The organism is Gilliamella sp. B2889 (assembly GCF_026536885.1).
In the GTDB taxonomy this organism is placed as follows: Bacteria; Pseudomonadota; Gammaproteobacteria; order Enterobacterales; family Orbaceae; genus Gilliamella; species Gilliamella apicola_E.
Window position 1 is genome coordinate 369,033 of the sequence record NZ_JAFNNF010000002.1, and the last position, 20,333, is coordinate 389,365.

General features: G+C 36.9%; 13 protein-coding genes. 8 read left to right on the forward strand and 5 right to left on the reverse strand.

The genetic code is table 11. From position 1 onward, the window contains the following. Positions 1-179: 179 nt before the first annotated feature. Together deoD and J3U09_RS04595 are read right to left on the reverse strand one after the other, a co-directional pair. Complete coding sequence (gene deoD / locus J3U09_RS04590) at positions 180-896, reverse strand: purine-nucleoside phosphorylase (protein WP_267357288.1); 717 nt, start codon at positions 894-896, stop codon at positions 180-182. A gap of 43 nt (positions 897-939) precedes the next feature. Then, entirely contained in the window at positions 940-2,169 is a 1,230-nt protein-coding gene (locus J3U09_RS04595) for a phosphopentomutase (RefSeq protein ID WP_267357290.1), read from the reverse strand. Positions 2,170-2,651: 482 nt separating this feature from the next. Here J3U09_RS04595 and murB point away from each other — a divergent pair, with 482 nt between their 5' ends. The 3 genes from murB to birA are packed head-to-tail and all read left to right on the forward strand — an operon-like array spanning position 2,652 to position 5,785. After that, on the forward strand, positions 2,652-3,662 hold the full coding sequence (murB, locus tag J3U09_RS04600; protein ID WP_065563161.1) for a UDP-N-acetylmuramate dehydrogenase: 1,011 nt from the start codon (positions 2,652-2,654) through the stop codon (positions 3,660-3,662). Between the two features lie 49 nt (positions 3,663-3,711). After that, positions 3,712-4,824: an MFS transporter gene (locus J3U09_RS04605; RefSeq protein ID WP_065563160.1), complete on the forward strand. Its 1,113-nt coding sequence runs from the start codon at positions 3,712-3,714 to the stop codon at positions 4,822-4,824. A 7-nt stretch (positions 4,825-4,831) separates the two neighbouring features. Continuing rightward, positions 4,832-5,785 carry a bifunctional biotin--[acetyl-CoA-carboxylase] ligase/biotin operon repressor BirA gene (birA, locus tag J3U09_RS04610; protein ID WP_267357292.1) on the forward strand — a complete coding sequence of 318 codons (954 nt, stop codon included), beginning with the start codon at positions 4,832-4,834 and terminating at the stop codon, positions 5,783-5,785. A 641-nt stretch (positions 5,786-6,426) separates the two neighbouring features. Here birA and J3U09_RS04615 read toward each other — a convergent pair. Further along, the gene (locus J3U09_RS04615; RefSeq protein ID WP_267357294.1) at positions 6,427-8,733 is read right to left on the reverse strand and encodes a zinc/cadmium/mercury/lead-transporting ATPase; all 2,307 of its coding nucleotides are present in this window, start codon (positions 8,731-8,733) and stop codon (positions 6,427-6,429) included. A gap of 633 nt (positions 8,734-9,366) precedes the next feature. On the opposite strand from J3U09_RS04615, the gene J3U09_RS04620 reads away from it, so the two are divergent. From J3U09_RS04620 to J3U09_RS04630, 3 genes are all read left to right on the forward strand, one after another. Further along, on the forward strand, positions 9,367-10,677 hold the full coding sequence (locus J3U09_RS04620) for a hypothetical protein (RefSeq protein ID WP_267357295.1): 1,311 nt from the start codon (positions 9,367-9,369) through the stop codon (positions 10,675-10,677). A 1,046-nt stretch (positions 10,678-11,723) separates the two neighbouring features. Next, positions 11,724-12,872 (forward strand): hypothetical protein, encoded by a 1,149-nt coding sequence (locus J3U09_RS04625; RefSeq protein ID WP_267357297.1) that lies wholly within the window; start codon positions 11,724-11,726, stop codon positions 12,870-12,872. Between the two features lie 314 nt (positions 12,873-13,186). Beyond that, entirely contained in the window at positions 13,187-14,368 is a 1,182-nt protein-coding gene (locus tag J3U09_RS04630) for an MFS transporter (protein WP_267337430.1), read from the forward strand. A gap of 54 nt (positions 14,369-14,422) precedes the next feature. On the opposite strand, the gene surE is transcribed toward J3U09_RS04630, so the two are convergent. Together surE and J3U09_RS04640 are read right to left on the reverse strand one after the other, a co-directional pair. Further along, a complete protein-coding gene (gene surE, locus J3U09_RS04635) occupies positions 14,423-15,199 on the reverse strand; it encodes a 5'/3'-nucleotidase SurE (RefSeq protein WP_220225818.1) in 777 nt (258 codons plus the stop codon). Between the two features lie 23 nt (positions 15,200-15,222). Next, entirely contained in the window at positions 15,223-16,071 is an 849-nt protein-coding gene (locus J3U09_RS04640; protein ID WP_267357299.1) for a neutral zinc metallopeptidase, read from the reverse strand. A gap of 272 nt (positions 16,072-16,343) precedes the next feature. Between J3U09_RS04640 and proP the strand changes: the two genes are divergently transcribed. Together proP and dld are read left to right on the forward strand one after the other, a co-directional pair. After that, positions 16,344-17,822: a glycine betaine/L-proline transporter ProP gene (proP, locus tag J3U09_RS04645; protein WP_267357300.1), complete on the forward strand. Its 1,479-nt coding sequence runs from the start codon at positions 16,344-16,346 to the stop codon at positions 17,820-17,822. A gap of 795 nt (positions 17,823-18,617) precedes the next feature. Beyond that, complete coding sequence (gene dld / locus J3U09_RS04650) at positions 18,618-20,324, forward strand: D-lactate dehydrogenase (RefSeq protein WP_267357301.1); 1,707 nt, start codon at positions 18,618-18,620, stop codon at positions 20,322-20,324. Positions 20,325-20,333: the final 9 nt, after the last annotated feature.

Below are 20,333 nucleotides of genomic sequence, written 5' to 3' on the forward strand. Positions count from 1 at the left end.
TATTAAATGAGTTCTCTTCTAACCTATTAGATAAAATTAATGAATAAATAAAAATTGTTATTACTATCGATGCGTTAGTTATAACGTTAAACACATTTACTGATAAAATTGATTAATGACAGTCAATGTAAAACTTTTATTTCTTAAACAAAAAAAATGGCAGAAATTCTGCCATTAATTTAATCTGAATTAAGTAATACCGACTCTAACGCAACAGTAATCATCTCTTTGAAGCCTAGCTGGCGTTCTTCGGAAGACATCGCTTCGCCTTTTCGAATATGATCTGATACCGTACAAATCGCCAACGCTTTTGCGCCATATTCAGCCGCCACACCATAAATACCAGCAGCTTCCATTTCGACACCTAAAATATTGTATTTTTCCATGATATCGAAAAGATCAGGCTCAACGCTATAAAACAGATCAGCTGAGAAAATATTACCAACCTTCACATTAACATTTAAATCTTTAGCTGCATTAACTGCATTACAAACAAGACCAAAGTCAGCGATGGCAGCAAAATCATGATCTTTAAAACGCAAACGATTCACTTTAGAATCCGTACAAGCGCCCATACCAATAACAACATCACCAAGATTAACATTTGGGCTAATTGCACCACACGAACCGATACGAATAATGTTTTTGACACCATAAAACTTAATCAATTCGGTTGTATAAATAGAACAAGATGGGATACCCATTCCATGCCCCATAACAGAAACTTGTTTACCTTTGTACAGACCAGTAAAACCGAGCATTCCTCTGACATTCGTTACTTCTTTAGCATTATCTAAAAAAGTTTCGGCAATAAACTTAGCTCGTAATGGATCGCCGGGCATTAATACCGTTTGAGCAAAAGCACCATCGGCGGCGTTGATATGAGGGGTAGGCATTTAACTCTCCTGATTTATTACTAAAAAACGTCCTAAACAATTGCTATTTACGAATAAATGACTTGCCATAATCCATTGGTGACAAATCAAAATAATCAGCAACACTTTGTCCAATATCAGCAAATGTTTCACGATGACCTAATGATCCAGCTGGAACACTATCACCATAAACTAAAACTGGAATATGCTCACGAGTATGATCCGTACCAGGCCAGGTTGGATCACAACCATGATCGGCACTAATAATTAAAAGATCGTCTGGTTCAATAAGGGCTAACATCTCAGGTAAACGGCGGTCAAAATATTCTAAAGCCGCAGCGTAGCCTGCAACATCACGTCGATGACCATAAGATGAGTCAAAATCAACGAAATTGGTAAACACAATCGTGTTATCTTTCGCTTGTTTGATTTCTTCTAGCGTAGCATTGAATAAAGCCTCAATACCTGTAGCTTTAACTTTCTTAGTGATACCCACTTCGGCATAAATATCGGCAATTTTACCAATTGATACAACAGTACCTTGTTTTTCTTCAACTAGCTTTTTAATCATTGTCGGAGCTGGTGGTTCAACGGCTAAATCATGACGATTACCAGTACGCACAAATTCACCTGGCTTATTACCTAAAAATGGACGAGCAATAACGCGGCCGATATTATAATCGCCTTTATTAAGCTCATCACGAGCTATCTCACAAACCTCATAAAGTTTATCAAGACCGAAAGTCTCTTCATGGCAGGCAATTTGAAAAACAGAATCAGCAGAGGTATAAAAAATAGGTTTACCAGAAGCCATATGCTCAAGCCCAAGCTCATCAAGAATCACTGTACCTGATGAATGACAATCACCAAGATAACCAGGCAAGTTAGCACGTTTAACAATATTATATAATAATTCTTTAGGAAAACTATTGGTAGTATTGGTAAAATAGCCCCAATCAAACAGAACAGGAACACCCGCGATTTCCCAGTGACCTGAAGGCGTATCTTTACCCGACGAAATCTCACTGGCAAAGCCATAAGCACCAATAACTTCACCTTCGGTAGCCATTCCTTTAGGGTATGAACCAGTTGATTCATAAGCGGCTTCTATCAAACCTAACTTTCCTAAATTAGGTAATTTTAATGGGCCTTGACGACCATGATCTGCATTACCTGAAGCACAAGCTTCGGCAATATGGCCTAAGGTATCAGAACCTTCATCACCATATTTTTTTGCATCTTCAGCACCGCCGATCCCAAAGGAATCGAGGATCATAATAAAAACTCTTTTCATAATTTCCTCTAAATCACAACTACCACTAAATATTGCAACAATCTTAAAACATAAAGTTATATAAAACCGTGATCGATAACTTATTTTTTAAATTTCATTAATAATAACGTCTACCACAAGGTTGAGTAAAATAGATTTTAACTAAATTTATAAATAAGATCGTTTGGGTAGCTATAATACATGATAAAAAAAAACAAAAAAGGGAAAGTGTCCAATTTGTAGACTATTTGTCTAATTTTTTGACACATATATCAAGCTAAAAGTAGTTAAGATCATTAAAAAAAATTTTAATGCATAAAAGATCGTTTTGCGTTGTGATAATATAGCAAATAAATAAACAATCGACACAATAGAATAAATTGCTTTATCAAAATAGATAAAGGCATTGATTTGATACTTTTAAATAAAAAAAGGCATAAAAAATGCCGAATAAAACTAATTTAATTGAATTTAAAAGTATTTCTAATAAAAGGTAGTCATTAATGAACCAAAAAATTCCTAACACATTTGCTTTAGATGTATATGCCAACCAAGTAGAAACAGTCGAAACTGTGGAACAGCTAATGCAAGTTTGGAAAACTAATACCGACAGTCAACCAATTATGATTATTGGACAAGGTAGTAATACACTATTTACTGAAAATTTTGCTGGTACAATCATTGTTAATCGAATTAAAGGATTAACTATAACCGAAACCCCAACACACTGGCATTTAAAAGTGGGTGCGGGTGAATATTGGCATGATCTAGTTGCTAACACCATTAATCAAAACATTCCTGGTCTTGAAAACTTAGCTCTAATACCAGGATGTGTAGGATCTGCACCAATTCAAAATATTGGCGCTTATGGCATTGAATTTCAAAAAGTAGCCGATTATGTCGAATTACTTGAATTTGCAACGGGTAAAATTATTCGCGTAACTGACGGCCAATATGGCTATCGTGAAAGCATCTTCAAACAAAAATATGCTAATGGTTATGCGGTTGTATATGTTGGCATCACATTACCAAAACAATGGAGCCCGGTGTTAACTTATGGTGAATTAAGGAATTTTGATCCAGAAAGTGTCACCCCAAAAATGATCTTCGACAAAGTGTGCGAAATCCGTCGTAGCAAACTGCCTGATCCTAATGTATTAGGAAATGGTGGAAGCTTTTTTAAAAACCCAGTAGTAGACAAAAAATTTGCTGATAAACTACTTGAAAAATATCCAACAATGCCAATATATCCACAAACAAATGATCAAATAAAATTAGCTGCTGGCTGGTTAATTGATCAGTGTGGTCTAAAAGGCTATCAAATTGGTGGTGCAGCAGTGCATCAACAACAAGCTCTTGTATTAGTCAATAAAGATAATGCGACAGCGCAAGATGTCGTTGCGTTAGCGCGTTATATCATAAATGCAGTATTACAAAAGTTCTCGGTGCACCTCTCGCCTGAAATTCGATTTATGGGCGCAACTGGTGAGATTGACGTGGATAAATTTCTATAACGTAAATAACGTTTATTAGACAATAAAACAGCTTATATACAACAAAATTATGAAACATTCGTATTCATTTCCTATTTTATTAACAAGTTTATTATTTGTAACCATCGCCTTATCAGCACTTAATACCCAAGTGCCACTTTGGCTAGTGCGTGAACATTTTTCACTAGGACAAATAGGTTTAGTCGGCTCAAGCTACTTTACAGGTAACTTAGTGGGAACGATTATGGCAAATTGGTTTATTAGCCGATTTAACGCCAGATTCACTTACACCTATAGTTGTATTATCTTTGCGATTGCAACTATTGGATTAAGCTTTTCAATGGATTTCTATAGTTGGGCGATATGGCGATTTTTTATTGGAATAGCCTGTGCGGTTACTTGGGTGGTCATTGAAAGCTGTATCTTAGTTACGGGTACAGTCCGTACTCGCGGTAAAATGCTGGCGGTTTATCTAACCACCTACTACTTAGGTACTGTTTTAGGGCAAGCATTGCTCCAATACTTTCCGCAAAACGTACTCTATTTTGGCCTAGTAATAGCAGTGCTAATGGGGTTAGCCATCTTATTTATATTACTAACCCATTACAAATTACCTAAAAAGAAAAAAAGCAGTTTCAACATCATCCCCATGATATTGTATAAACCTTCTCGAGTTGGTTTAATTGGTTGTGCGATTGCTGGTATGTTAATTGGATCGCTATACTCTCTAATGCCAGCATACTACTCACATCTAGGTTATACAGATAACCAAGTCGCAAATTGGATGGTTTTACTAATACTTTCTGGGGTAATCGCACAAATGCCTGCCAACTGGTGCGCAGATAGGTTTGGTCGTCGTATTGTTTTGTTGGTTGAATCAATCTTAATGATGATAGCTTGTTGTTTACTGATATTTAACCTCTATGGCGTATTAGCCATCATTTTACTTGGTGCGACCATTTACACTATCTACCCAATCTCAATGGCGTGGGCTTGCTCGTGTGTTCGCAAACAAGAAATTGTATCAATGAATCAAGCTATGCTATTAACCAATACACTTGGTAGCCTAGTTGCGCCAGCGGTAATTGCCTTTATAATGGACACATTTAACAATACCTATTTATTTATTAGTTTTGCTATAATTTCGCTTTACTTTATTGTTTTATTATCACTTAAAAAGTGAGGGTTTAATGCGCAGTAACCAAAATCCATTGAAATTAATCAATATATTAGCTGATGGGCAGTTTCACTCTGGTGAAGAACTTGCCAACCAATTTGGAATAACGCGAGCTGGCATCAACAAATATATCAAAGTGCTACGGGAATGGGGGATTACCTTATCATCCGTGCAAGGTAAAGGTTACTGCTTAGCATCACCAATAGATCTACTTGATAAAGTCAAAATCGACAATGACTATGGTGCTGATAGTCATGTGGAAGTACTGCCTATCATTGAATCAACCAACCAATATTTATTAGATAATATTGAGAAATTACAAACTGGCGACAGCTGTGTTGCCGAGTTTCAATCAAAAGCGCGAGGCAGGCGAGGGCGACAATGGTTTGCACCATTTGGCAGTAATCTCTATTTCTCAATGTATTGGCGACTTGAACAGGGCATCGCAGCAGCCATGGGGCTAAGCTTAGTCGTTGGTGTTGTGATAGCCGATACTTTACGAGAAATCTCGGGGCAAGATATTAAAGTAAAATGGCCAAATGACCTCTATCTTAATGACCAAAAACTTGCAGGCATATTAGTTGAACTTGCAGGCAAAACGGGAGACTGTGCACATGTTGTTATTGGTGTTGGAGTCAACCTAATGATGAATAATCCCGATACAACTATCGTCAACCAAAAGTGGGCTAATTTAGGTAAAGTTGATCGCAATTTATTAGTAGCAAAAGTCGCGAAAAATCTAAAAGTAAAACTTCGAGACTTCGAACAACATGGACTAACACCGTTTCTTAACGATTGGCAACGGCTCGACAATTTTGTAGGGCGTCCTGTTAAATTATTAATTGGTGACGATGTGATCCGTGGCGTAGCCAAAGGCATCAATGAACAGGGTGCATTACTCTTAGAACAAAATGGCAAAACGAACGCATATATTGGTGGTGAAATCTCATTACGAAGTGATGAGTGAAATATCTACCGGTAATTGATTAACATGAATTACCGAAAAGTAAATCTTGTGATCGGGAATAAATCGGTACAATAGGTAAGCGGCAAAAAATAATGCAGCTCTAAATCCCTTTTTATCTTGACTTAACCATTTAATAAATTTCAAATTATATTGATAATCTCACCTTAAACCAGTTGTGTAAAAAAGCACCAAAAAAAATTGGTGGAATTTTTCATTTTGGTATTTTAATTAATAAACAATAGGTTATAATTAGGGTGTTCCCTATATGCATAGGGATAAACCGATGACATTGCTATGAATTAACGCATCAAAAATGTGTTCCCTATATGCATAGGGATAAACCGCGTGGTTGCCACAATTCGTTTACCCGGCATAAAGTGTTCCCTATATGCATAGGGATAAACCGCCTCGATCGAGCAAGTAAAAAAATAGACGAGTATTCTCTATAAGTAGCGATAAACGGTTTGTATATGAATCGCAGTGGTTAACTTCAAAGCGTTCCATTTAAATAAGGATTTACCAGAAGGGATTGCGTACAGCATCCCTTCTTTAATAGGTTTAAGAATAAAAGATAGATTACGCCATTATAAAAAGTTCGGAAACTTATCCTTTAGGAAACAGTTAAAATTAGCTGTTCACCCTTATTTTTTTACCTTAAGCAATCTTAAAGCATTGGCTGTAACAATCGCTGTGGTACCCGAATCGGCTAATACTGCAAGCCAAAGCCCAGTAATACCAAACAAACTAGTAATTAAAAATACCAACTTAATTCCTAAGGCAATTGTAATATTTTGTTTGATATTACGATTAGCGAAGCGAGTTAAACGTATTAATTTAGGTAAACTTAATAAACTATTTTTGGTTAAAGCGGCATCGGCTGTTTCAAGTGCAACATCAGTACCACTACCCATAGCAATACCGACAGTTGCAGCCTTCATAGCAGGGGAATCATTAATTCCATCACCAATCATCGCAATAGACGTATGTTGACCTATTTTTTCGATTTCTGCTAGCTTATCTGCTGGCAACAACTCAGCACGATAATCTATGCCTAATTGCCCTGCAATTGCTTTTGCTGCACGTTGATTGTCGCCGGTTAACATCAATGTTTGTAAACCAAGTTGCTTAAGCTCAGTTATAGCAGCTACAGCATCACTTCGTAGCACATCTTGCAAAGCAATAATCCCCAACAACTGCTGATGGGTTGTAACCACCACAACGGTCTTACCACCATTTTCGAGTTGAGTGATAGTTTCAGCATCTTTAGCACTTATAGCCGTTGATACGGTTTCAATTTTATTAGGAGAGACAATAAAATAAATTTGCTGATCTAATTCACCTTGAATCCCAACGCCAGCAATCGCCTTACGATTTTGAGCTTCCTCAAAATGGATCTGTTTTTGCTTAACATAATCAACTAAAGCCTTAGCTAAAGGATGGTGTGATCCGCTTTCAATCGAGGCAACAATCGCTAACAACTCCTCGCTAGAACAATGAAGATTAATGACATCAGTAACCTGTGGCTTACCCTCAGTTAATGTCCCTGTCTTATCAAACGCCACCATCTTAATTGAGCCAATATGCTCAAGTGCTGCACCGCCCTTAATCAACACCCCATGTTTGGCTGCGGTTGACAAAGCCGACGTAATAACAGCGGGTGTAGATATCACTAATGCACAAGGACAACCAATTAACAACAACGTCAATCCTCGATAAATCCAAGTATACCAATCGGCACCCGTCAACAATGGTGGAATTACCACCACTAAAAACGCAAATAGCGTAATTGCTGGCGTATAATATCGGCTAAACTTATCGATAAAACGCTCAATAGGTGCTTTACGATCTTCGGCATCTTCAATCAATTGCAAAATACGATCAACGGCATTTTGTCCTGATTCCGAAATCACCTTGAGTTGAATAGTATTATCCACCACTAATGACCCAGCTAAAATTTTATCACCACTTAAATAATTAACTGGAATCGACTCACCTGTTAATGCGCTCTCATCAATGCTGGCTTGTTCGCTAACCAAAATAACATCAGCAGGTAATCGTCCACCAGATGAAATTTCGATAATATCATTAGGTTTTAACGTATGGCTGGCAACTGTTTTTCTTTTACCATCGATAATAATCACCGTTTCATCAGGCATCAACTCTACTAGTGACGAAATTCCCTTCTTCGCCTTACTCGTTGCAAAGCCCTCGAGCATCTCACCGATCATAAATAAAAAGATCACCATGGTAGCTTCTTCCGCTGCTCCAATAAACAGCGCACCAAGAGCGGATATACTCATTAACGACTCAATTGCAAATGGAGTGCCACTACGGGTTAAAACAATCGCCTCCTTCAAAATGGGGATAATTCCAACAATAGCAGTCACAATAAAGGCATATTCGCCAGCAGTCTGATTCACCAACAAAATAAGATAACTTACTACAATTAAAGTACCTAAAACGGCTAAGGGAATAAATGCTTTTTTATCAAAATTATGTGAATGTTCGTGGTGATGAGAGTGGTTAGGTGAAGCCTCAAAAATCGGGGTATAACCTAATTCTACGACTTTATCTTCAATCATCTTTATTACCGCATCATCATGTTTTGGAACAAAAACGATTAACTTTTCAGTTGAAAAAATAATTTTGGTTTGATTAATATTGGGCAGTGTTTTAACACCGTTTTCGATTTTACTTGCGCAATGTGCGCAATCCATACCTTGAATTTTCCAAGTTAATTTAACACCTTGGCAACTCCGCTCAGGCTCTTCGGGAGGATCTTCAATCCCATGTCCATGATTATGCCCATGATTATGTCCATCACAAGATACTGTTGGATTTTCGTTATGAGAATCATGCGTATGATTATGTGCAATATTATGACAATCTCCATGACAATGGTCGTGATTATCGTGATGGGATTGCGTAGATTTGTTATTATATAACATAACGTTACCTCTATTTGTGGATGATTTTTATTGTACGCTCAAAAAAACAAAAATAAATATTTTTAACCCACTTTTCTAAAAAAAAGTTGAGGAGCGGGGTTTTTAAGGTTATAAATTACGTTTAAACTTTATTAAATGATCCCAATCGCTAATTTTAAAAACTAGAATAAATTAATAGGATCATTAATTACATTTTTAAAGATTTGTAATTTTAATATATTCAATTAAAACAGTGTGTAGTGAATTATTATTTAGATCTTTTTTAGATCGTCTTTACGAAAGTTAACATAATTGAGTGAAAAAAAGTGTTGCATCGTGTTTTTCCAATCACTATACTTTTTACACGGTTTTAGCTAATAGGCTAAAATTTGACAAAAAAGTATAAAATTACAAATTAATCAAAAAATTACTTGACAGGGTAGTCTAAAATGCATTATAATTTTCAACAGGCAACAGGCAACCTATCTTTTAAATTCGTCTAAGTTCAGCACCCAGTTTAAATTTTTCACTAAAACTTATTTTTCCACGCAATCAAGTGAAATTCTGCGAATTTTCGCGCGATCCTTTTCTCGATGGTTTTTTAGATCCTTATATCTTCTACAATTATCCCGACGGATCCATTTAGATCTATTCGTGGTGTTTTTTCTTTCTTTTTCCTGTCATGCATTGACTTCACAGACGACAAAAAATCATATTGAGGGTAGTGCGCCGTATTTGACTTTCGACGGTGGTCGTACTCGTGTGGTTAATACTAACGATCTGCTTGGGATTACTTTATCTAATGGCTCAAGATACACACCTTCAAACAATACTTCATCTTCTTCAAGACCAATTCAGTTGTCTACTGCCGGTGAGAGTTTTGCTGATATTGGTATGCTGGTTCCCACTGATACTAATTCAGTCGCTTTAAGTTCTCTTATCGGTCCTCCTTATAATTATTGGGGGGATGATGATGGTGATTCTGCTGTTACAGCTACAGGTTCTTTAAGTTTATCTATCGTTGATAAATACAATCAAGCTGTATCACGTAGTAGTGTGCTAACAGTTTGTAACGCACCTTATCGTGTTACATTATCCAGTACTGACGGCACATTATCTACTCGTTACGGAGTTCCTAATCGTAGTAATTTCAGTGCCAGTATTGTGACTTATTACATTAATCCTAAGGTTACACCTGTAGTTTGTTTTGCCAGACCTAATACGGTGTTCGCTTCAGGTCCTTATGCTGGGCCGGCCTCGATGTGGGACCCTTATGATGGTTTTATTCCTCAGTCAACTGGTCCATCCTCTTACGGTAGAAACTTTCCTACTACTGGTGCTAACAATCTGTACTTTGATTTACTCATTGGTGGTGTTAATCAACCTTTGTATTGGTCTCTTGTTTCTCGTGGTGGTATCACTGCTACCATGACTAATTCTACTGCTACAAGCGTACGCGTTACTTTAATTGGTCCTTACGCTACTACATCCCAGCATAGTTCATCTAGTCCTGACAGTGTTTCTACTCCTTCTCTGCCTCAGACATTCGAGTTGGTTGGTCGTGACAATAATGGTAATCCAGTTATTAAATATGGTTTTACTTTGAAGCAGTGGTTTATTCATCGTGGTGCGAAGAGGGACAATTATTCTAATATTTTATCTTGGTGTGATAGTATTGGTTATCGTCTTGTTAAGGTAAAGGATTTAACCAACGCTTCTCTTTCATCTAGTGTAGTTATCCCTGGCGCCACTCCTTCCTCACCTGGTAATCATATTATGCGTCATATAGGTTCTGGCTTTTTTACGGAGTGGGGCACTATGCCCCAGTATTCTGGTGCTGGCTTCCTCGATGGTTATTACTTGACTAGCGACCAGTATAATAGTGGTCACCAGTTTAGCGTGCGTACAATCTACGGTGATGCGAGGTCGAGCAACAACGACTACGGGCTTTGTGCCTATCCTTAGTATTTATTTCTTCGACCTTAATTCTTAGGGTAGGGTGGGGAAAGATAATATTAAGTTACTAAAAGTAAGCTGACTCTTAATGTTGCTGAGCTATAAAAAAGCGATTTTGTGGCTAAGCGACGCTTCAATTACCCGCTTCGGCGGGTTTATTTTTTTAGGTATTTTATCTTAAAAAAAGTTAAGAAAAGGGGTTTTTGGGGTTCTAAATTCTGCTTTGCAATGTTGCCTCAAGTAAATAATTCCGCTTTAAACTGTGGCGTTTTTCAGTAACCGTTTTTACATCAAAAAAAGTTGAGGAGCGGGGTTTTTGAGGTTCTAAATTTTATTAAAAAAATTATTAGAATATCAAAATTACTAAATTTCTTATTCAAAGCTCTAGAATAAAATTTTCAAGGATCAATAAGCTTAATTTTAAAAAATTGTAATGATGATATATTCAATTAAAACAGCATATAACCGGTTATTTTTTAGATCCTTTTCAGATCCTCTTTACGAAAATTAACGTAATTGAGTGAAAAAAAAGTGTTGCATCGTGTTTTTCCAATCACTATACTTTTTACACGGTTTTAGTTAAGTGACCAGAAATTGAGTATTAAGTATAAAATTCCAAATAAATCAGAAAATTACTTGACAGGATTGTCGAAAATGTTTTATAATTTCCAACAGGCAACAGGCAACAGGCAACTTGGCCAACCTCTAATTTAAATTCGTCTAATTTCAGCTTCCAACGTTCATTTTACACCGAGATTTATTTTTCCACGCAATTATGTGGAATTCTGCGAATTATCGCGCGATCCGCTTTTCGATCCTCTTATTTTTTTAAATTATCTTGGTGGGTTTTTTTAGGTTCGGTTATTTTACATCCTTTTTCTAGCTTCGCATTAACTTCACAGACTACAAAAAATCCGATTCAAGGTAGCGCGCCTTATTTAACCTTTGATGGTGGTCGTACTCGTGCTGTTGATACTAATGCTCTGCTTGGGATTACGTTATCTAATGGTGTTAAATACACGCCTTCAACTAATACTTCCTTTACAACGCCAATCGTGTTGCCTGTTGCAGGTCAAAGTTTTGCTGATATTGGTATGTTGGTTCCAGCTTATACTAATTCAGTTGCTTTAAATTCTCTAATCGGTCCGCCTTATAATTATTGGGGAGATGATGATGGAGATACTGACGTTACCGCTACTGGTAGTTTAAGTTTATCTATCGTTGATAAATATAATCAACCCGTCACACGTCATACTGTTCCAGATATTTGTAAGGCGCCTTATCAGGTTAAATTAACCAGCACTGACGGTACATTGAGTACTCGTTATGGCGTTCCAAGGAGTCGTAGTTTCAGCGCAAGTAATGTTACTTATTATATCAATCCACAAGCAAGGGCTGTGGTTTGTTTTGCTAGACCTAATTTAAAGTATTTTTTAATTAATGAACGTGATTATTCTAATGAAGTCCGTGGTCCTGCTTCTATTTGGAATGAAAATAAGGGCTTTTTAACTCAATCAACTAATCCGTCATCTTATGGTTTAAATTTTCCAACTACTGGCGCTAACGATTTGTATTTTGACTTAGACATTGCTGGTAGTAATGAGGCTTTATCTTGGGCTCCTGTTTCACATGAAGGCATCACTGCTACTATGACAAATTCATCAAGAACAGGTGTTCGAGTTACATTAACACGTTACGGTTTAAATAGTCTATTTAGACCATCTTTACCCCAGACTTTTGAATTAGTTGGTCGTGACGGTCGTGGTAATGAAGTTGTTAAGTATGGTTTTGTGTTAAAGCAGTGGTTCTATACCTATGATAAACGTTATACTTATGATAAAGCATTATCTGGCTGTAGTGACCTACGTTTACGTTTAGCTACGGTTAAAGATTTAACTAATGCCTCTTGTAATGGGTTAAATGTTAATAGTGAGTGTATAAGAGCAGTCGGCGCAACACCTTCATCACCGAATAATTACTTTCAGCGTATAATTGGCGCAGGATTCTTTAGTGAGTGGGGCACAATGGGCCTATATTCTAAAGCTAATTTTGGATTCGATGACTACTGGACTAGTGAGGAAAAAGGGCATATGTTACCGGGAAAAAGCCGTAAATATACTGTTAATCCAAGAAATGGCTCGGTAGGTGCTTCTCTCTTTTCATCGAATTATTTTACAGGTCTGATGGTTTGTGTCTGGCCTTAGCCTTTTTATTTTTTGAACGAGGGAATAAGTGCTAGGAACTATAGTGTTAAAAAGTATAGCTTACTTGAAGAGTCAACGATGAAATGCGATTTTGTAGAGATGCTTGAATTACTTGATATGTGGATTAAATTCTAGACGTTTTAAAAAAAAGTTGAGGAGCGGGGTTTTTTAAGCCTTAAATCTACCATTTATTATTACATTTATAGTATTAATGTTGATGGATTGTTTAAAAAGCCTTTATTTAAATACGCCTATATTCCCACTAATTTTAGGGGTATAATTGATGCACTTAATTTCATGGTAAATCGGCTTTTATGACTTCTTCATTCCTTCGAAAATCGGGTGTTGTTTTTGGTGCTTTTTTAGTGGCGACCTTTATTATTGGGGTGGCTGGTGCTTTGCAATCACCTACTTTAAGTCGTTTTTTATCGTTTGAAGTTGGCGCTGACCCTCGCTTAGTGGGGGCGTTTTATTCGATTAATGCGTTAGCCAGTATTATTGGTAGTTATCTGTTAGCTAAGTATTCAGACAATAAGGGTGATAGGCGTAAGATTGTTATTTTTTGTTGTTTGATGGGGCTGGCAAATAGTCTGACTTTTGCCTTTTCACGCAACTATTATGTCTTAATTACATTAGGCGTATTTTTTGCTGCGTTAGCGTCTGCCGCGATGCCACAGATTTTTGCTATGGCGCGTGAGTATGCAGAAAAGAGTGGACGTAATGCGGTTGCCTTTAATTCCCTGATTCGTGCACAGTTGTCATTAGCGTGGGTGATTGGCCCCCCATTATCTTTTGCTTTGGCGATCAAGTACGGTTTTACCATCATGTATTTGTGTGCAATGTCGATGTTTATTATTTCGATGATTGTGGTAGCAATCTATTTACCACCCATTGAAAAAAAGGTTATCAGTTCGTTTACTGCTAATGAGTTAGCGGTGGCAAACCAATCAATTTTTACTAATCGTAATGTCATGTGTTTGCTAATTTCTACCATTTTTATGTGGACCGCTAATATGATGTATATCATCGATATGCCGATTTATGTAGAAACGGTTCTGCACTTATCTGATTCATTACCTGGTGGGTTGATGGGGTTAGCGGCAGGGATTGAAATTCCTATTATGATTATTGCGGGTTATTTGGTCCCCGTGTTAGGTAAGCGAAATCTATTTTTTATCGCTATAATTTGCGGAATTTTATTTTATATTGGGATGATTCTGTTTAAAGATTCAACCATGTTATATGTGTTGCAACTTTTTAATGGGCTGTTTATTGGGATTGTTGCTAACATTGGTATTATCTATTTCCAAGATTTGCTACCAACTCGTATGGGTGTGGCTTCAACGCTATTTAATAATGGTATTATTTGCAGTGTCATTTTAGCTGGTATCATTCAAGGTTTTGTTTCACAAGCTTACGGGCATGAAGTGATTTATTGGATTGGTTTAGTGATGGTGACGATTTCGTTTTTATTCTGTGCTTTAGTGAAGAAATAATTTATTTACGTCTTCCTGAGTGATTTAGGAAGACGTATAGACAATATCTAAGTTTTATACTTTAAACGTTGCTTTTATTTTTTGATATAACGCGTAATTAGTACGTTCATAATTTAACGGTGTAATAGCAATATAACCATCATTAGCTGCATCAAGCTCTTTGTCGATATCAACCTTTACACTTTGGTTACGTTTAGCTCTAAACCAAAAGTAGTCATGACCTTCTGGATCTTGAGTTTCTGCAATAACAAATTGGCTTACATCCGGCTCGCCCTGTTTTGTGATTTTTATCCCTTTTATTTGATCGGCTTGGCAATTAGGGAAGTTGATATTGAAGCAAGTCTTATCTGAAAGGGGGTAGAGTTGTCTGATTATCGATTCAGCAAGATGAGTTGAACAGTGCCAATTGGTTGGTGTGTTATCTTCACTGCTGACTTGACTTAGCGCCATGGCTGGCACGCCTAGCGTCATTGCCATCATTGCTGCCCCCACTGTGCCCGATAATATTGTTTCAAATCCCAAATTAGATCCATTATTAATTCCTGACAGCACGAGATCGGGTAATTGATTAGCCATTAGTGATTTTATGGCAAATAGTGAGCAGTCAGCAGGGGTGCCGTAGACTGCGTATTCTGTATTGCTACGTTTTTGAACGCGAAATGGCGACTTTAAACTAACTGAACAAGAAACGCCACTTTGATCAACAACAGGTGCGACAATCCAAACTTCGTTTGCTATGTTTTCAGCCACGCTTTTTAAAATCTGAATTCCAGGGGCATCAATGCCATCATCATTGACTAAAAGTACTCGGTTGACTAATTTTTTTGACATATTGGTTCCTTTTTTATATTTCCTTATTGAATAAATGTATTGCACTGCTCCATCGACCCACTGTCATAACCATGTTTAAACCATGTATAGCGTTGTTTTGATGTACCATGAGTAAAGCTATCAGGAACAATATAACCATTATTTTGTTGTAGGCGATCATCGCCAATTGCTTGCACAGTATTGAGGGCTTGCTCAATATCACCCGTGTCTAAAATATTTTTTACGCCATTGCCCCATAATCCCGCATAACAGTCAGCTTGTAATTCGAGTTTGACCGACAATTGGTTACGGATTGGTGCTGATTGATTTTGCGATAATTGTTCAACTTTATTAAATGTGCCAAGTAAATTTTGTACATGGTGCCCAACTTCGTGTGCAATCACATAACCTTGTGCAAAGTCACCTCCGCCACCTAGGCGTCTTTTCATCTCTTGATAAAATGATAAGTCCAGATAAACCGTTTTATCGAGATTGCAATAAAATGGTCCCATCATGGCTTGCCCGGTACCGCACATGGTTCGGGTTGCTCCGTTATAGAGTACGAGTTTAGGGGGAATATAGGTTTTGCCTAATTTTTGGAATTGTTCGCGCCAGAAATCTTCGGTACTTGCTAATATTACTGAAGTAAATTTATCTGCGTCGTTAGGTTGGGTGTTGTCAATCTGGCTTGTTGATGTGGAATCATCCAAATCAATCACATTGCTGTCGAGCAAACCAGTTAAATCAACGCCATAGTAGCCTGCTACTAATACAACAACAAATAAAACAATTTTACCTTTACCACCAATTGGGATGCGTGTCCCAATATCACTTCCTGATTGTGAGCGGCGATCTTCAATGTTATCACTCTCTCTTTGGTCTCTCCATCTCATAGGGAATACCTCATCAGTTTTGGTAACATCATTCTAAAGGATAATAGATGAGGTTACTAGCACTACTCATCATAAAAAGAGGATGTGATAAATGGGTTATTTTTGCTTTTTTTAGGTATATAATTCTTACCTATATCGCATCAATTGAATAAGTAAAATTGGTGTGATTAAATTTAAAACCTCATCTGACTCGCATAATTTGATTTAGTTTATCTTTGGCATGGTAGCCGGTTATTTATTTTTATATTAGTGAATTTTAAAGGCGGTACTTCATGGCGCAATCGAATAATAAACCTTTGGATATTGATGATATCCCTATCATTAATGACAATCAGCTAAAAAAAGCCACTTGGGCATCGGCGTTTAGTAATGCTATTGAGTGGTATGATTTTGGGGTATACAGTTTTGTGGCGTATATTATTGGGCAGGTGTTTTTTCCTCATGTTTCACCTAGCGTGCAGATTATTGCTGCGTTATCGACTTTTTCTATTCCTTTTTTTGTTCGCCCTTTAGGGGGGATTATTTTTGGTTTAATTGGTGACAATATTGGTCGCCAAAAAGTGCTATCTATCACTTTAGTGATAATGTCGTTAAGCACATTTTGTATTGGGTTGATTCCAACTTATGAAACGATTGGTATTACTTCGCCTGTGTTGCTGTTGATTGTTAAATTAGCCCAAGGGTTTTCAATCGGTGGGGAATACTCTGGCTCAGCAACGGTAGTTGCCGAATATTCGCCCGATCGTAAACGTGGTTTTATTGGTGGTTGGCTTGATTTTGGTTCAATGGTGGGTTTTATAATTGGTGCAGGGCTAGTGGTGTTTTTATCAATGTTACTCAGTCAATCGGCGCTATTTAGTTGGGGCTGGCGAATTCCGTTTTTAATAGCCTTACCGCTTGGGATCATTAGCTTTATCCTACATCATATTTCAGAAGAGACACCAACTTTCCAACAACACCTTGAAGCCAGAGAGTCGCAAGATAAGGCTGAATTAACACTAAAAAAAGTTGTCGGTAAATATTGGCAGCATATTTTAATTTGTGCGGGATTGGTTATTGTAACAAATGTCTCGTTTTATCTATTGCTAACTTATATGCCGAGCTATTTAGCGCATAATTTGAATTATGATACTGAACAAGGTTTGCTTATTATTATTGCGATTATGGTCGGTATGTTAATTATTCAACCTATTATCGGGTTATTAAGTGACAAGGTGGGTCGTAGACCTTTCATTTTAATCGGAAGTATAGGTTTATTGCTATTATCTTATCCTGCATTTATGTTAATTAATAGCCAGCAAATACCTTTGGTTTTTTTAGGCGTATTCATTTTGGCCCTGTTTATCAACTGTTTTACTGGGATCATTACCTCAATATTACCCGCAATGTTTCCAACTAATATTCGCTATAGTGCTATTGCAAGCATTTTCAATGTTGCCATTATTATTGCCGGGGTAACACCAACATTTGTGGCATGGCTTGTTGAATCAACTGGTAATTTATATATGCCCGCTTACAATTTAATGTTAGCAGGATTCATTGGTGTGATTACTGGGCTTGCTATGCATGAAACAGCAAATAAACCTTTACACGGCACTAATCCAACCGCCGCCAATCGAGACGAAGCGCAATCACTTCTATCTGAACATTTTGATTCGATTGAAGAGGAAGTTGAAGATATTGATGAGCAGATCGAGGAGCTACAAAATAAGCGACAAGAACTTGTCGATCAACATCCTAAATTGGATTAGTTAACTTTTTCCATCGCCTAAAATTAGTTTAATAAAGTTGAGGAAAGGGGGCTAAAGCTATTAAGCGCCCAACGTTTTACTCACTATTGGCTAAAATTGTTTAATATAAAATTATATTTTATACTGGATCGATTTTTTTACTTAGTAACGGCAAAGGAATGTTTAAAGTCACTTTTGAGCAATTTATTTATTTAAGGATTGTGGAATTAATCTTCGTATTGTTTTTTATAATGATTAATATACTCAATACTTTTGATGCCTATTTAAAAAAAAGAGAAAGTCAAAAGCGAAAGACGCCGAAAAAAATATTCAAAACCGATGTTCCATTAATTAAGTCTGTACAAGAATTTAAAAAATTAAAAAAGAGTAAATATCAACGCCACAAATTTAGTTTTCTGTGGAAGTGTTTCTATCGAATAAAGGATTTCTTTAGAAAAAAAAGTTGAGGAGCGGGGTTTTTGAAATATTAAAATCGCTCATTTTTATATCTTTTCTAATATCAATCTGTGGTTATTTGATATAATTTTTTATACTAAACAAGTCTATTTTTAACTGGCTGTTCATCATTTTTTTATAAGCATTTTATTGAAAATTTATTCTAAAAACGTTAACTTTTTGGTCTGCAAAATAGGTTAACTATTTTTTGCTTTTTTTTGATTATTTTTAGCTTTTTGTGTCAGTTTTGATATTTAGCGCTATAAAGTTTACTCCCCTCTTTTCAATAGATTATATTGGTTATAATATATCCAAAATTGGTTGAATTTACTTATAATAATTCAAAGAAGGGAAGATAAAATGGTTGCAAATAGTACATCAGATCTGATAACAAAATTAAAAAATATTGTTGGTGATAAATATACCTTAACTGATCCAAATCGGACTTTACCTTATCGTCAAGGTGCGCGTTTTGGTGTAGGTGATGCATTAGCTGTTGTTATTCCAGGCACGCTTTTAGAACAGTGGGAAGTTTTAAAGGCTTGTGTTGAGGCGGATGTGATTGTCATTACACAGTCTGCCAATACGGGATTAACTGGTGGTTCTACTCCTGATGGTAATGATTATGACCGGCCAATAGTTATTGTTAGTACTCGAAGATTAGATGGGATTCAAGTAATTGAAAATGGTGATCAGGTGGTCTGTTTACCGGGTAGTACGTTATTCCATTTAGAAAAAGAGTTAAAAAAATATCACCGTGGTCCTCATTCTGTGATTGGCTCGTCTTGTATAGGTGCTTCGGTTTTAGGTGGCGTTTGCAACAATTCCGGCGGTGCTTTGATTCAACGTGGTCCTGCTTATACTCAAATGGCGGTATTTGCCCAGTTAGATGAGCAAGGTCAGCTACATTTAGTCAACCATTTAGGAATTGAATTGGGTGACACACCAGAAGCAATTTTAGAAAATTTACAAAAACGTGCTTATACCGATAACGATGTTAACCCTAATGCTGGTTTAGGCCATGATCACCATTATTGTGATCATGTACGACAAATCGATGCTGATACACCCGCTCGATATAATGCCGATCCAAGTCGTCATTACGAAGCGTCAGGTAGTGCTGGTCGATTGATGGTTTTTGCGGTGCGGTTAGATACTTTTCCTTTAGAAGAAAAGACCGCGGTATTTTATATTGGAACTAATGATACCAACGAGCTGGATGATATTCGTCGTCATATTTTAGGAACTTTTAAGCATCTGCCAATTTCAGGTGAATATATTCATCGTGATGCGTTTGATATTGCAGCGGTATATGGCAAACATCTATTTTTAGCTATTCAGAAATTGGGTACCGATACGATCCCTCGTTTGTATGCATTTAAGAATTTTGTCGATCGTATTGTGAGAAAAATTCCTTTCTTCCCTAACAGTTTTTCTGATTGGTTTGCGGTGAATGTGTGTAAGTTGTTACCTAAGCATTTGCCAAAATCGATGCGTGATTATCGTGATCGCTATGAGCATCATCTCATTTTGAAAATGTCTGATGACGGCATTGCCGAAGCTGAGGAATATTTGAAGGAGTATTTTGCAAATAGTGAGAAACGTAGTGGTAGTTATTTCCGTTGTAATGATAAGGAAGCTGAGGCCGCTATGTTACACCGCTTTGCAACAGCCGGTGCTGCTACGGTTTATCGTAATGTTCATACTAAGACTGTTGAGGATTTGGTCGCTCTAGATATTGCTTTGCGTCGTAATGATAAGGAGTGGTTCGAAACGTTACCAGAAAGTATTAGTCAGCATTTTATTCATAAGCTTTATTATGGCCACTTTTTCTGTTCAGTGTTCCATCAAGACTATTTGGCTAAAAAAGGGACTGACTGTACTAAGATGAAAGAGGAGATGTTGGCGATACTCGATCAGCGTGGAGCACAATATCCGGCCGAACATAATGTTGGTCATTTGTATCATGCTAATTCTGATTTGAAAAATTTCTATCACGAGTTAGATCCAACTAACAGCTTTAATCCGGGTATTGGTAAAACATCTAAAAAGAAATTTTGGAAATGATTTAGAAAC

Coding starts and splice junctions, on each gene's coding strand:
- dld (WP_267357301.1), top strand. CDS start 18,618: ATGGTTGCAAATAGTACATCAGATCTGATAACAAAATTAAAAAATATT.
- surE (WP_220225818.1), bottom strand. CDS start 15,199: ATGTCAAAAAAATTAGTCAACCGAGTACTTTTAGTCAATGATGATGGC.
- J3U09_RS04615 (WP_267357294.1), bottom strand. CDS start 8,733: ATGTTATATAATAACAAATCTACGCAATCCCATCACGATAATCACGAC.
- J3U09_RS04640 (WP_267357299.1), bottom strand. CDS start 16,071: ATGAGATGGAGAGACCAAAGAGAGAGTGATAACATTGAAGATCGCCGC.
- murB (WP_065563161.1), top strand. CDS start 2,652: ATGAACCAAAAAATTCCTAACACATTTGCTTTAGATGTATATGCCAAC.
- deoD (WP_267357288.1), bottom strand. CDS start 896: ATGCCTACCCCTCATATCAACGCCGCCGATGGTGCTTTTGCTCAAACG.
- birA (WP_267357292.1), top strand. CDS start 4,832: ATGCGCAGTAACCAAAATCCATTGAAATTAATCAATATATTAGCTGAT.
- J3U09_RS04605 (WP_065563160.1), top strand. CDS start 3,712: ATGAAACATTCGTATTCATTTCCTATTTTATTAACAAGTTTATTATTT.
- J3U09_RS04595 (WP_267357290.1), bottom strand. CDS start 2,169: ATGAAAAGAGTTTTTATTATGATCCTCGATTCCTTTGGGATCGGCGGT.
- J3U09_RS04630 (WP_267337430.1), top strand. CDS start 13,187: ATGACTTCTTCATTCCTTCGAAAATCGGGTGTTGTTTTTGGTGCTTTT.
- proP (WP_267357300.1), top strand. CDS start 16,344: ATGGCGCAATCGAATAATAAACCTTTGGATATTGATGATATCCCTATC.